The sequence below is a fragment of the Pedobacter sp. AC212 genome (assembly GCF_979258625.1).
In genome coordinates, this window is record NZ_OZ409870.1 from 5,315,179 (window position 1) to 5,330,252 (window position 15,074).

At 39.4% G+C, this 15,074-nt stretch carries 9 protein-coding genes; 4 read left to right on the plus strand and 5 right to left on the minus strand.

Annotation, left to right across the window (positions count from 1 at the left end):
• Positions 1-190: 190 nt before the first annotated feature.
• The 5 genes from ACZZZC_RS23005 to ACZZZC_RS23025 all read right to left on the minus strand — a co-directional run bounded on the left by ACZZZC_RS23005 (position 191) and on the right by ACZZZC_RS23025 (position 5,319).
• The gene (locus ACZZZC_RS23005; protein ID WP_463484195.1) at positions 191-1,270 is read right to left on the minus strand and encodes a mechanosensitive ion channel family protein; all 1,080 of its coding nucleotides are present in this window, start codon (positions 1,268-1,270) and stop codon (positions 191-193) included.
• A gap of 220 nt (positions 1,271-1,490) precedes the next feature.
• A complete protein-coding gene (gene trpC, locus ACZZZC_RS23010) occupies positions 1,491-2,273 on the minus strand; it encodes an indole-3-glycerol phosphate synthase TrpC (protein ID WP_463484196.1) in 783 nt (260 codons plus the stop codon).
• A gap of 198 nt (positions 2,274-2,471) precedes the next feature.
• A complete protein-coding gene (locus tag ACZZZC_RS23015) occupies positions 2,472-3,056 on the minus strand; it encodes an anthranilate synthase component II (protein WP_463484197.1) in 585 nt (194 codons plus the stop codon).
• A gap of 39 nt (positions 3,057-3,095) precedes the next feature.
• Entirely contained in the window at positions 3,096-4,493 is a 1,398-nt protein-coding gene (locus tag ACZZZC_RS23020) for an anthranilate synthase component I family protein (RefSeq protein WP_463484198.1), read from the minus strand.
• A gap of 382 nt (positions 4,494-4,875) precedes the next feature.
• A complete protein-coding gene (locus ACZZZC_RS23025; protein WP_463484199.1) occupies positions 4,876-5,319 on the minus strand; it encodes a cytochrome B in 444 nt (147 codons plus the stop codon).
• A 113-nt stretch (positions 5,320-5,432) separates the two neighbouring features.
• Between ACZZZC_RS23025 and ACZZZC_RS23030 the strand changes: the two genes are divergently transcribed.
• From ACZZZC_RS23030 to ACZZZC_RS23045, 4 genes are all read left to right on the plus strand, one after another.
• The gene (locus ACZZZC_RS23030; protein WP_463488208.1) at positions 5,433-8,453 is read left to right on the plus strand and encodes an amidohydrolase family protein; all 3,021 of its coding nucleotides are present in this window, start codon (positions 5,433-5,435) and stop codon (positions 8,451-8,453) included.
• Position 8,454: 1 nt separating this feature from the next.
• Entirely contained in the window at positions 8,455-9,765 is a 1,311-nt protein-coding gene (locus ACZZZC_RS23035; RefSeq protein ID WP_463488209.1) for an amidohydrolase family protein, read from the plus strand.
• Between the two features lie 241 nt (positions 9,766-10,006).
• Entirely contained in the window at positions 10,007-13,207 is a 3,201-nt protein-coding gene (locus ACZZZC_RS23040; RefSeq protein ID WP_463488210.1) for a TonB-dependent receptor, read from the plus strand.
• Positions 13,208-13,310: 103 nt separating this feature from the next.
• Complete coding sequence (locus ACZZZC_RS23045; RefSeq protein WP_056851106.1) at positions 13,311-15,062, plus strand: ABC transporter ATP-binding protein; 1,752 nt, start codon at positions 13,311-13,313, stop codon at positions 15,060-15,062.
• Positions 15,063-15,074: the final 12 nt, after the last annotated feature.

A 15,074-nucleotide genomic window follows, 5' to 3' on the forward strand; every position in this document is an offset into this window, starting at 1 on the left:
CTAGAAAAAACAACAACTATACCAACGGACGCGAACTTAATTCATTTTATAACTCCGCAAATGTTCCCAAAAGTTAACTTTCAGATTATCAGAGCAAAACTTTAAGGAATAAAAATGTAACTTTAAAATTACATTTTACCTAACGGATAAACATGGTTGTAAGAGTGTTTAAATCCTTATACAGTTCTATTTATAAATTTTGAAACTTATCTTTATGTTCAATTCTTGTTTTTGGTAAACTTTCAGGATAGTTATTTTGAATAAAAGTAATCATCGATTCGCGAACGTAACACCTTAAATCAAAAGCTCTTGAAGAGTTGGAGGCACTCATTAAAAATCGAATTTCAATAGAGCCATCTTTATTTGTATCGGTAACCTGAACCACATTTACTCTTTTATCCCAAAGGGGATTATCAGTTAAAAGCCGCGTGAGCTCCTGGCGTAAAGGTTCAATTGGAATGGTATAATCCATATACAGGAAAACCGTTCCCAGCAAATCAGCAGATACACGGGTCCAGTTTTGAAAAGGCTTTTCGATGAAGTAGGTAATTGGCAAAATCAGTCGCCGTTGATCCCAAATGCTCACCACCACATAGGTTAAAGTGATTTCTTCTACCCTTCCCCATTCACCCTCCACAATTAAAACATCGTCGATTCTTATCGGTTGTGTAAAAGCAATTTGGAAACCTGCTAATAAATTCCCCAATGATTTTTGTGCGGCGAAACCGATGATAATTCCACCGATTCCAACACCAGTAAGTAAACCTGCACCAATTTTTCTCATGCTTTCAAAACTGAGCAAAATAATAGCTGCTGTAATGATAATGATTAATGAAACGATAAATTTTCTAACAAACTGAAGCTGGGTACGTATTTTTCTCTCTTTGAGATTATTCTCTTTATTAAGATCATATTTAAGATAAAAGAAATCTTCTAATACATTTATTAACCGGATAAGGATGAGTGCAAATACTGCGGTCAATGCAATCTCTATCGCTTTATCAATATGCTGTCGGGCAGTAGAAGACATTACCATCAAATCCAAAGAAGAGTTTAATAACAATAAGGGAATGAATACCGCGATAGGTTGCCGAAGGTGTTTAATCGTAGATTTGATAATAATGAAATCCCACCAACGCGAAAGCAAAAGGAAAGTTTTATGGACAAGGTATTTAATAAGCAAGCCAACCAAAATGGCTATGATACCGATACTTAGGTTTTTAACGAAAATAGGAACGGGATAACCAAAAAAGTGGTCAAGGTACTGCATAAACGAAATTTGTTGGTTAAATAATAGAGATTACTCTTATGTTTAACAACAGCGTTTATGGTTTGTTTGCGAAAGAATTTTATGAGGTAGAATACCAGTAAAAACGTGGCGAAGCAAATGGTTGAACTACTCCATGTAAGAATGGTCACATTGAGCTAGCCGAAACGCAGGATAAATGTTTTCGACAGGCTCAGACTGACAAAATTTAAGAAGATCGTTTTTAAATTTCCGCTACAAATTCTCTAATCGAAGCGCCAGGATCAACGGTCTTCATAAAATTTTCTCCGATTAAAAACCCGTTGAAGCCTGCTGCTTTAAGCTCTTTTATGGTTTGCGGATTACTAATGGCACTTTCCGAAATTTTCAGAAATTCATCTGGAATTTTGTTCACCAAATCGAATGAAGTTTGGATATCAACGGTAAAATCAGCCAGATTTCTGTTGTTTACACCAATGGCATCCAGGTTTGGGCAAATGCTTCTTTCCAGTTCTTCGAGGTTGTGCACCTCTAACAATACGTTCAGGCCCAAATCTTTCGCAAATTTCCCATAATCGCTGATTTGCTTTGGAGTTAGAATTGCCGCGATTAACAAAATGATATCTGCGCCCCAGGCTTTGGCTTCCAAAATCTGATATTCATCAATCATGAAGTCCTTGCGAAGAATGGGAATATTGTTAGCTGCTCTTGCGGCCAATAAATCATCGGTTTTCCCGCCAAAAAAATCAACATCCGTTAGCACAGAAATTGCAGATGCACCAGCATTATTGTACGCAAGCGTAACTTCAGCAGCATCGGCTATGCCATTTATTAATCCTTTTGATGGCGAACGGCGCTTGAACTCGGCAATGATTCCGGTTCTTTCCTTAGCCAATAAAAACTCTTTAAAAGAATAAGGTGTACGCTTAAAGTGATCAGCTTTTTCCAAATCCTGTATTGAAATGAGTCGCTTTGCATCAGCAACTTCTTCTTTTTTACGTAATACGATTTTATCTAAAATATTCATGTGTGATTCTAAAACATGCAATGAGAAACTTGTCAAGCCAAAGCAGCGCACCTACGTTCGATTTAAAACCGGCCTAACAAATTTTTGGGGATTTTCTATCCAAGCCAAAACACTCACTTTAATACAAAAATTTTCAGCCGGTGTTTTTTGTTTCTTTTTGACATCAAAAAGAAAATAGCCCGTCCGGCGAGGACTAAATTAACTCGTTAACCAGTTTTCCATCATTTGTTTTCCATGCTCTGTCAATACACTTTCAGGATGAAACTGTACCCCGCGAACATCCAAACTTTCGTGTCGCAAAGCCATAATTTCGCTCTTGTGGTCTCTGGCGGTGATTTTTAAACAGGATGGAAAATTTTCTTTACTCACTACCCAACTGTGGTATCTGCCCACGTTTATCGTTTGCGGGCACTCCCAAAACAAAGGTTCATCGCCATCTACCACGGTAACCGGCGTGGCAATTCCATGCATCGGTCTGCCGAGGTTTAGTAGCGTACCGCCAAAAGCTTCAGCTATCGCCTGCTGACCCAAACACACTCCAAAAATACTCTTTGTTGGCGCATACGTTTTAATTACATCCAATAATAATCCAGCCTCTTCCGGAATACCAGGACCAGGAGAAAGCAAAATTTTATCGTATTGTGCCACATCAGCCAATTCGAATTTATCATTTCTCCAAACTACCGCTTCGTAGCCTACTTCGTTAATTAAATGAACGAGATTATAGGTAAAACTATCATAGTTATCGATCACTAAAACAGTCTTTTTGTCTTTATTTTCCATTGATCATCCTTCTTTTATAAACACTATCCTTTTTCATCCTTAAATGCCTTCGGCCATTTGCAATGCTTTACGCAAGGCCGCAATCTTATTATTCACTTCCTGCATCTCCATTTCCGGAACAGAATCTGCCACTATTCCTGCGCCCGCCCGGTAGTGCAATTCGTTATTCTTGCTCATAAAAGTCCTGATCATAATGGCATGATTAAAATCTTCGTTAAAGCCCATAAACCCAATTGCGCCAGCATAAAAATTCCGCCCGAGCTTTTCATTTTCATCGATCAGCTGCATGGCTTTATATTTTGGGGCACCACTTAAAGTTCCTGCCGGGTAAGTATCTGCCACCACTTTAAACGCACTTACATCCTCCTGCAAATGTCCGCTTACTTTACTTACCAGGTGAATCAAATGCGAATAATATTGTACTTCTTTAAATGATTTTACTTCTACCCGATTACAGTGACGACTTAAATCATTTCTGGCTAAATCAACCAACATCACATGTTCTGCACTTTCTTTCGGGTCTTGCTCTAACTTTTTCGCTTGCTCTGCATCTTCAATATCATTACCACTGCGTTTAAAGGTTCCGGCAATTGGAAAAATATTGGCGGTATTATTTTTAATTGTGATTTGCGCCTCCGGAGATGAACCAAAAAGCTTGAAGTTGCCATAATCAAAATAAAACAAATATGGCGATGGGTTAATGGAACGCAAACAACGATAAACGTTAAATTCATCACCAGAAAATGCTTGCTTGAACGCCCTGGAAGGAACAATTTGAAAAACATCCCCTCTGTAAATATGCTTCTGTAATTTTTCTACCAAGTCCATAAAACCCTGATCAGTTAGGTTTGAGCTTTCCTCTCCCCGCAGCTGAAATTTGTATTCCGGATAATTTTTGTTCTGGATGAGATACTCCATCTTTTCCAATCCACCTTCTTCTTCTCCCTCAAAAGTATTTTTGAAAAGGGTGATTTCATTTTTGAAATGATCAATTGCAATGATGTAGCGATACAAATGATACTGCATTTCTGGGATCTCCTCTCCCTCCGGAGTTTCAGAAATGAATTTAATATCTTCGAAATGCTGAACGGCATTCCAGGTAAAATACCCGAATAAACCGCTTGAAATAAATTTGATTTCAGGCAATTCTGTTTCTTTAAACTGATCTTTGAAATCGGCTATTTCATCAATTAAATTTTTGCTTTCTTTTATTGCTACCGTTCCGTCTGGGAAATAAGTTTCTAAACGACTACCCTTCAAAACAATCCCGGCAACAGGTTCGGCACAAACAAAACTCATCGAGTTTTCACGACTATGATAATCAGAACTTTCAAGCAATATGCTATTCGGATACACATCGCGTAAGCGTAAATAAATGCTCACAGGCGTGGTCGTATCGGCAAGCATTTTTTTGTAAGTGGTATTAATTTTAAACATTTTCTATCGTCATTGCGAGGAGGAACAACGAAGCAATCTCCTCTCTGTAATTTTTTTTAAAAACAAAAGCCCGGCGTGTGGTTCTACGCCGGGCTTTAATGGTTCAATTAGGTTTAGGTTGATAAAAATATTTTCCTCATACGCAGCCGGCGCAATTCTGTTTTGAATTACTTTGCCAAAGCCCGGTATGTATATTGTTAATCATGTGCGACAAAAATATAAAGAATTTTGAATAATGGAAATATTTGTGAAATTTCCTATAAACATTAACCTAATAAATAAGGAAAACTAATTCTTGAATTGAATTTCCCTTATTGAATTGAAAATTTATTTACTCAATCTTTACTGAAACGATAATCTGCTATCAATAAAGCAATAGTTTTTAAGAGATCCCAAAAAATGATCTTCCAGGAACGTTTTTCGTCATTATCAAAATCGAAACAATAATTAGTATCAAAGCCAGGCCAAAGAAAATTGCGATGGTGCGGTGTTTGGCTACCGCATCTGCAACCTTTTTAGATCTTGCATTACCTACTGTAATCAAAATGATTGCAATAAGCATCATAGACGTATGTTCTACCTTGAAGTATCTTCCTATTGCATCGCTCATTGGCAGTTTTGTTAAAGGGCTAAAAAAGAACAATACCAATCCGATAAGAAATTGAATATGAGCACTAATTAAAGTGAATACATTTAACTTCCGGTTGCCTTCTGTGTAAGTTTTATTGCCAAACCACCCCGATAAAGCGTTAACAACGGCAACAACTAATAAAATTAATACGATGTAGCGCCATCCAGAGTGCGCAGATTTTAAAATATTGTACATTTTGATCTAATATGTTTCTTCAAAAATAGGGAATAATTGTAAAAAATAGGATATTCAGTGCAACCAACGTTAATTTATATTAGTTTTAAACAAAATAAACCCCTAAACTTATTATGAAGAAAATTTTACTCGCTATCGCGATGGTATTTTCTACTACAATTTTGTTTGCACAGCAAACAACTTTCCCGGTAAACGGATCTTTTGATACCAGGCCAGGCATGTTTGCTTTTACAAACGCAACAATTGTGGTAAATGCCAACCAAACTTTATCAAACGCAACGCTTCTAATTAAAGGACAAACTATTCAGGCTGTAGGAGCCGGAGTTGCTGTACCGAAAGGATATGTCGTGGTGGATTTGAAGGGCAAATTCATTTATCCATCAATGGTAGATGCTTTTTCAAGCTATGGAATTACGGAAGCACCTGCACAAGCAAGAGGATTTGGCGGCCAGCGTCAGTCGATTTTTGTCTCTACAAAAAAAGGCGCTTATGGCTGGAACGAAGCCATCAGACCTGAAACGTATGTAAAAAACATTTTCTCTGTTGATACCAAAAAAGCAGACGAATTACGCAAGGCGGGCTTTGGAAGCGTGAATGTAATCAGCCGCGATGGCATTGCCCGTGGTGTTTCTGCAGCCGTAAGCCTAAACGAAGGTGCTGATAATGCTGTTATTTTGAAAGATCAAACCGCAGCTAATTATTCCTTCAACAAAGGAACCTCATCAAACGATTACCCTACTTCTTTAATGGGTTCCATTGCTTTGTTGCGCCAAACCTATTACGATGCGCAGTGGTATGGCAAACAGAAAGACGAATACAATATTTCGTTAGATGAATTTGGCAAGCAACAAACCATGCCCCAAATTTTCGAAGTTGATGGATGGCAGAATGTTTTACGTGCTGATAAAATCGGCAAAGAATTTGGCAAAAAATTTATTATCAAATCTGGTGGCGACGAATATCAACGTATTAATGAGGTGAAAGCAACAGGTGCAAGTTTGATTATTCCGCTTTCTTTCCCTAAAGCTTATGATGTAGAAGATCCGGCAGAAGCCAGAAATGTAACGCTATCGCAAATGAAAGGTTGGGAGTTAGCACCAACTAACCCAGCTGCTTTAGAAAAAGCAGGTATTAAGTTTGCCTTAACTGCTTTCGGATTAGAAAACAGCCGTGATTTCTGGGCAAACATCCGCACTGCAATTGAAAACGGTTTAACTGAAAAACAGGCGCTTCAATCTGTAACCTCAATTCCTGCCGAACTCCTTGGCATTAACGATAAAGTCGGCTCACTTGAAAAAGGAAAAATTGCGAACTTTTTAATTTCATCAGATAATTTGTTCAAAAACGGCAACATCATTTTTGAAAACTGGGTTCAGGGAAAACGTTTCATCGTAAATAAAATGGATGTAAGTGATGTGCGTGGAACTTATAATTTAAATGTGGATGGCGTTGGCGCTTTAATACTAAAAATTACGGGTACAGGTGGCGGCTCAACTGCAGCCATCGAAAGAGCGGGAACTGATAGCGTTAAAACGACTGCAACTTTTTCCAGAAATGGCGATTGGGTAAGCATCAACTTCAACTTAAAGAAAAACCCTAAAGGTGATGTTCGCTTAAGCGGATACATCACTTCTGCAAATCCAATCACGATCAAAGGCGAGTCTGCACTGGCAGATGGATCTACTGGTAAATTTACAGCTACCTACAAAGAAGCTGCTAAAGAAACGCCTAAGAAAGAAGATTCTAAACCAACACTTGCAATGGGTTCACTGATATACCCTTTCACCGCTTTCGGCGCCGCGGAATTGCCAAAAGTAGAGACCGTTTTAATTAAAAATGGTACCGTTTGGACAAATGAAAAAGACGGTATCCTTCAAAATGCTGATGTACTTCTAGAAAACGGCAAAATTAAGGCCGTTGGAAAAAATCTTTCAGCTGGTGGCGCCAAGGTTATCGATGCTACGGGCAAACACATTACCACTGGCATTATCGATGAACACTCACACATCGCCGGTAGCGGCGGTATTAATGAGGGTGCGCAGTCGGTTTCTGCCGAAGTTCGTATCGCGGACATTATCAACTCCGAAGATGTGAACATTTATCGCCAGTTGGCGGGAGGCGTAACGACTTCTCATATTTTACACGGTTCAGCAAACCCGGTTGGCGGTCAATCGCAATTAATTAAACTGCGCTGGGGTAAATCGCCGGAAGAATTGAAGTTTGCTGGCGCTGATGGTTTCATCAAATTTGCACTGGGCGAAAACGTAAAGCAAAGTAACTTCGGCACCGGTGCCCGCTTTCCGGTTACACGTATGGGTGTAGAACAAACTTTTGTTGATGAATTTACCCGTGCCAAAGAGTATGAGAAAGCGATGAAAGTGAAAGGCAATAGCGTTCGAAGGGATTTAGAACTAGATGCCATTGTTGAGATTTTAAACAACAAACGTTTCATCACTTGTCACTCGTATGTGCAGAGCGAAATCAATATGTTAATTCACGTTGCCGACAGCCTTGGATTCAAAATCAACACTTTTACGCACATTTTGGAAGGATATAAAGTAGCAGACAAAATGAAGGCACATGGCATTGCCGGTTCTACTTTTTCTGATTGGTGGGCTTACAAAAATGAGGTTGCAGAAGCGATTCCATACAACGGCAAAATTATGCACAACGTAGGTGTAACCACGGCCTTTAACTCTGATGATGCAGAAATGGCTCGTCACCTGAACCAGGAAGCAGGAAAGTCGGTGCTTTATGGTAACGTTCCGGAAGAAGACGCCTTAAAATTTGTGACTTTGAACCCGGCACGCATGCTGCACATCGATGATAAAGTGGGCAGTTTAAAACCTGGAAAAGATGCTGATGTGGTGATTTGGACCGCCAACCCGCTTTCCATCTACGCAAAAGCAGAAAAAACATTTGTTGATGGCGTAGCTTATTGGGACATTGAAAAAGACGCTCAGGTAATTATAGCACAGCAAGCTGAAAAAGCCCGTTTGATTCAAAAAATGTTAGAAAGCAAAAGTAAAGGTGGCAAAATGCAACGCCCAATGGGTGATGCTCCACGTCTGTACAATTGCGAAACTCTAGAAAACTATTCAGCAGAATTAACCGAAAAAGAACATGCACACTAACATGAAAACCTATTTAATGAGTCTGGCTTTTTCGGCATCAAGCCTGATGTGTTTTGCACAAGCAAACATATCGCCAGCAAAAAAACAAACTAAAACCATTGCCATTAGCGGAGCTACGGTGCATGTGGGCAATGGAACAGTAGTTGAAAACGGAACTATTCTTTTCAGCAACGGAAAAATTATTTCTGTTACGGCCAATGGCCAGGTGCCACAAGATGATGTAACGAGAATTGTAGCTACAGGAAAACATATTTACCCTGGCTTTATTGCAGCGACAACAAACCTAGGTTTAGCAGAAACTGAGTCGATCAAAGCTACGCTGGATTTCCAGGAAATTGGCGATTTTAACTCCCACATCCGTTCGATTGTAGCTTACAATACCGATTCGAAAGTGCCGGCAACATTGCGAAGTAATGGTGTATTAATGGCACAACCTACTCCACAAGGTGGAACGGTATCCGGAAGTTCTTCCGTAGTACAATTGGACGCCTGGAACTGGGAAGATGCAGCAATTAAAACGGATGATGCCATGCACATGAGCTGGCCGGTAACGCCACGTTTTAGAGGTGGATTTGGTGGTTTCGGCAGGCCACAAATGTCGGCAGAAGCTTTAGCAGAAAGAACACAAGCTGCCATTGCACAATTGACATCATTTTTCGCAGAAGCTAAGGCTTATTCGGAAATGGGCAAACCGGAGGTAATTAACACCCGTTTTGAGGCCATGAAAAAAGTTTTTTCTGGGCAGGAGAAATTATTTATTTCCGCAGATAGCCAAAAGGACATTGTTGCCGCGGTAAACTTTACAAAGAAATTCGGTATTACGCCAGTGATCACTGGCGCTGATGAAGCTTATTTGGTGATCGATTTCTTAAAAGAAAACAACATCAGTTTGGTGGTAAAACAACCTCATGCCTTGCCAAATAATAATGATGACGATGTAAATATGCCCTATAAAAATGCAGCTGTTTTAGCCAACGCTGGTTTAAATGTAGTGTTAAGTATAGATGGTTATTGGCAGCAGCGCAACCTGCCTTTTATGGCCGGAACGGTTACCGCATGGGGTTTGGATAAAGAGAAAGCCTTGTCTACTATTACGCTAAATGCTGCAAAAGTAATGGGCGTTGATAAAACTACCGGAAGTATTGAGGCCGGAAAAGATGCCACTTTATTCATCTCTGCAGGCGATGCTTTGGATATGAGAACCAACAAAGTGGAACAGGCATTTATCCAGGGAAGAGATATCAATCTGGACAATTTGCACAAACAACTGGACAAGAAGTTTAGCGATAAATATACTGCTGAAAAGAAGTAAGCTAACACCAATTTAACAGAAACGGCCAATATTAACTTATTGGCCGTTTTTTATTTTAACACTAGCCCATAAATAACATCATTTCTAAACGATTTAATAATATAAAATAGAAACCATCTTAACACAACTCGTAGAATTTTGCATCATAAAAAATCAAAACTAATCATGCTGAAATGCTTTTGACAGCAGCCTAAACTCAGGCGGCTCGATAAAGGCTTTACAACCTATTAAAAATCCAACGATGATGAAAAATCTACTAGTCGCATTAATGCTACTACTGTCTTTTGCAACCCGATCTGCAATGGCACAAACAACACAAGCATCCATATCCGGTATTGTAACCGATGAACAAAAGAAACCCATCCCAGGTGTTTCCATTGAAATTAAAAATAACTCTACTGGTTTTACCACCAGAACTTCAACCAACGCCCAGGGAGAATATACATTTAAAGAGCTTCCTTTAGGCGGTCCTTACACTGTAAAGGCTGTTTACGTGGGTTTCGGCGAACAAACTAGAACAGGCTATATGTTAAACTTCGGCGATGTTGCCAGAGTCGGCATCACCATGCAAGAAGCCGCACAAAATCTGGAGGCCGTTCAGGTAGTGGCTTCAGGTTTAAGAAATAAAGTGCAGAATTTTGGCGCCTCGACAGAGATTTCTGCCAAAACGATGAACCAGTTGCCTGTTAACGGCCGTAACTTCTCCAACTTGATGGATTTATCTCCATTGAGTCGTGGTGGTGGTATTGCTGGTCAGTTAGGCTCATCTACCAACTACACCATTGATGGTATGAACGCAAAAAATCCTACTTCTGCAGGAAGCACAACCAGCCGTAGTGGTGCGCCATATTCTATTTCCATTGAGGCAGTTCGCGAATTCAAGGTAGTAACCAATCAATATGATGTTACTTTAGGAAGAGCCGGCGGCGGTACGGTAACAGCAGTAACCAAATCAGGAACGAATACAGTTAGCGGTAGTGCTTTTATGTACGGAAGAGCAGATTGGTTAGCTTCTCCTTATGATATTAGAGGTGTAAAACGTGATAACGATTTCTCGACTTATCAATATGGCTTCACCTTGGGTGGTCCAATAATTAAAGACAAACTACATTATTTCGTGGGATGGGATCACCAAAGAGATGCTCGTCCTCTTATTATTGCAGACATTAATGGTCCTGCTGATGAGGCAAGATTTAGAATAACCAATAGCACCTTAGAGGAATTTGCTGGAGTTGCCCGTGCTAAATACGGCGTAGCTAGTAGCGATCAGTATGGGTCATTTGATAAAAAGCGTGGAACAGATGCAGCTTTCGCCCGTTTAGATTGGCAAATCAATGAGAAAAACCTGTTAACCATTCGCGATAATTACACCAACGATAGAAATCCACTAGGACTGGCAGACAATACCGCCATCAATTTCTTCGAAAGTTATGGTAATGACAAAAATGTTGATAACAGTTTATTGGCCACTTTACGCTCAACCGTGAACAGTAAAGTAACTAACGAATTGAAAGTTCAACACCTATACACCTTTCAGGCAAGTACACAGAATGACCAGTTGGAATATGCGATACCAAGAGCAATTGTTCGTAACGTCACTTCAACACTAGCTGATGGAACAACTGGAAATACAGCAATTCAAATCGGTGGTCATCGTTTTGGCCAGGAAGGTTTCACCAATAATGTACTTCAATTGGTAGATAACTTCTACTACAATACCGATAAAGTGAAATACACTTTCGGTGTTGATGTAATGTATACTCATGCCAAGTCGCTTTATGGAAGTGAAGTAAACGGACGTTTTGAATATACAAACGGAGGTGCCACGGCTATCCAAAACTTCAACAATCTTGCTCCATATCTTTACTATCGTGAAGCGCCTTTGGTGGAAGACCCAACAGTTAAGGCCGGAATCTGGAACATGGCTTTATATGGTCAAATGCAAACTAAGTTGGCTAAAGGTTTAGACTTTATTGGAGGTTTGCGTATGGACTATAGCTCTTATCCAAAATCGCCATTAAACCAACAATTGTTTGATGCCATTGGTGTTAGAACTGACCATGAGCTGAAACAGTTTCTCATTCAGCCAAGAATTCAGTTTAACTGGGATATCAATGAAAACAGAACAGATTTTGTTCGTTTCGGTGCAGGCATCTTTGGTTCAGACATTAATAATTACATGACTATTAACAACTTAACTTTCGATGGAAAGCATTTTGCTACTGTGGATGTTCAAGGAGCTGATGTACCAAGACCGGATTTTATCGGTTATAGAAATGGCGTAGCTGCACCAACTTTAGCAGCTTTACAAGTACCAACCATTAATACTTATGCTGAAGATGCTAAAGTACCCGTAATCTACAAAGCGAATTTATCATACAGTAAATTAATTACCGATAAATTTAAAGTTGGCATTACAGGTTACGCAAGTTTAGGCCGTAATAACTACATGTATGTAGATAGAAATATGGTAGCTAATCCTTTCTTCACCATTTCAAATGAAGATAATAGAGGCGTTTACGTTCCTACTATTAATGCCTCAAACGGTGTTGTAGATTGGAAAGCGGGCCGCTTATCAAATAAGTTTGGACGTGTATTGGAAATGAACAGTAAAGGAAAAGTGAATCAGTTTGCAGTGGTTTTAGATGCAACCTGGAATTACTTTAGAGATGGTGAAATTACAGCAAGCTATACCTGGAATGATGCGAAAGACAATACTTCTTACAATGGTAACGTAGCGAATACCGCAACATTATCACTTCCGGTAAAAGATGATCCGAGAGATTTAAGCAGAATGTCGTATTCAGATAACCACTTCCGCAACAAAGTAGTGGTTTACGGTACGCTACCAACATTTTACGGCGTAACTATTGGCGTTCGTTATTCAGGCATTGGCGGTACTCGCTACAGCTTATTATCGGGCACAAACACCAATGGTGATTTCGTAGCCACTAACGATTTAGCTTTTATTTTCGACAGAAATAATACTGCAGTTTCACAAACAGTTCGCACCGGCTTGCAAGCCATTATGGATAATCCATTGGCCAGCCAAAGTTTAAAAGATTATATCAATAAATATTCAGGCCAAATTGCCGAAAGAAATGGTGGAGAAAATGGCTTTTATGGTATTGTAGATTTAAGAATCAGTAAAAAATTCAAGCTTTATAAAACTCACACACTTGAAATTTCTGGTGATATCTTCAACTTCGCCAACTTGTTGAATAAGAAATGGGGCGTGAATGAAACCTTGGGAACGCAAGCGCTTTACGCTTTAAACGGACGTGCTGCTGTACCTGCAACGGGTACTACACCTGCCGTTCCTGCAATACCTGCTTACTTTTCAGATAGCAGAACCTTTAATTACCGTGTAAATAATGCCGGTATTGTTAACCCTAGTGGCAATCCTTACCAGTTTCAAATTGGTTTGAGATACGGATTTTAGTCATTGAAAGATAGACTGTATCTTTCCAAAAAGTCATAAAAAAAGGGAATGGATTTTTATCCGTTCCCTTTTTTATGTTTGCACTACAAACAACAAAACTTTAATGGGATTATTATTAGACTACCTGAAAAACCACAAGTGGATTGTCGCTTTAGCGCTATTGCTTGCAGGTTTAAATATTGGCTTTTCACTTTTAGATCCATATATCACCGGAAGAATTTTAGACAAATTCATCAATCAAAAAGATAAATTAACTTATAGCCAATACCTATGGGGCTCGCTCGGATTAATTGGCCTGGCCATTGGCGCAGCAATGGTTTCGCGTATCGCTAAAAACTTTCAGGATTACTTCACTAGCGTTATCGTTCAAAAAGTTGGCGCAAAAATGTATGCTGACGGTTTACAGCATTCTTTAAAATTACCTTACCAGGTTTTCGAAGATCAGCGCAGTGGCGAAACCTTGGGCATTTTACAAAAAGTACGTTTAGACTCTGAGAAATTCATTACCTCTTTCATCAGTATTTTGTTTGTGAGTTTAATCGGGATGATTTTCGTTATCGTGTATTCTGTTTCCATCAGCTACAAAGTAACACTGGTTTACTTTACGGCTATTCCAATTATCAGTTTTGTAAGCTGGTTTTTAAGCCGCAAAATAAAAACCATCCAACGCTCCATTGTTGGCGAAACAACCGCTTTGGCGGGTTCTACTACTGAATCATTGAGAAACATTGAACTGGTAAAAAGTTTAGGTTTGGCCGATCAGGAAATTGAACGTTTGAATAAAACCACCTACAAAATTTTAGGCCTGGAGTTGAAAAAGGTAAAATATGTTCGCAGTATGAGCTTTGTTCAAGGGACCACTGTAAACCTGGTTCGCAGTACGATGATCTTGGTTTTATTGTTGCTTATTTTCGATAATGCCATTACTGCTGGCCAATATTTAACTTTCTTGTTCTATTCATTTTTCCTTTTCGGCCCACTGCAGGAGCTTGGAAACGTAATTCTGGCCTGGCGTGAAGCAGAGGTTTCACTGGGTAATTTCAAAAAAATATTAAGTACGCCAATTGATAAAAAACCAGAGAACCCTATTTCCATCAATAAAATTAAGGATTTAACTTTTAGCAATGTCGGTTTCAAACACCAAACGGCGAACAGAAACGCTTTAGAAAACATTTCATTCAAAACGCAGAGTGGGCAAACCATTGCCTTTGTTGGTCCATCAGGAGCAGGAAAGTCAACTTTGGTAAAGTTGTTAGTTGGCCTTTATCCAGCTAAAGAAGGTGAAATTTTATATAACGGCACACCTAGTAATGATATTGATTTAGATGCGCTGAGAGAAAAAATTGGTTTTGTAACACAAGATACGCAGCTATTCTCGGGCACCATCAGAGAGAATTTACTTTTTGTAAACCCAACTGCAACCGATGAGGAGTGTTTTAAGGTTTTAAACCAAGCAGCTTGTCAAACTTTGCTGGCCAGAGCCGACAAAGGTTTGGACTCTCTAATTGGTGAAGGAGGTGTTAAAGTTTCCGGAGGCGAGAAACAGCGGTTATCTATTGCCCGGGCTTTACTTCGCCGACCAGATATTTTAGTTTTTGACGAAGCTACATCGTCGTTGGATTCTATCACAGAAGAAGAAATTACCAAAACCATCCGTTCTGTATCCGACTTAACCGATCACATTACGATATTGATTGCCCACCGTTTATCAACCATCAAACATGCAGATGTCATTTACGTTTTGGAGAAAGGACATATCATCGAGCAAGGTTCCCACGAAGCCTTGATCGCTCAAAACGGATTGTATCAAGCCATGTGGCGACAACAAATTGGCGAAAGAATTGTTGAAGTATAATAAAACTTCATC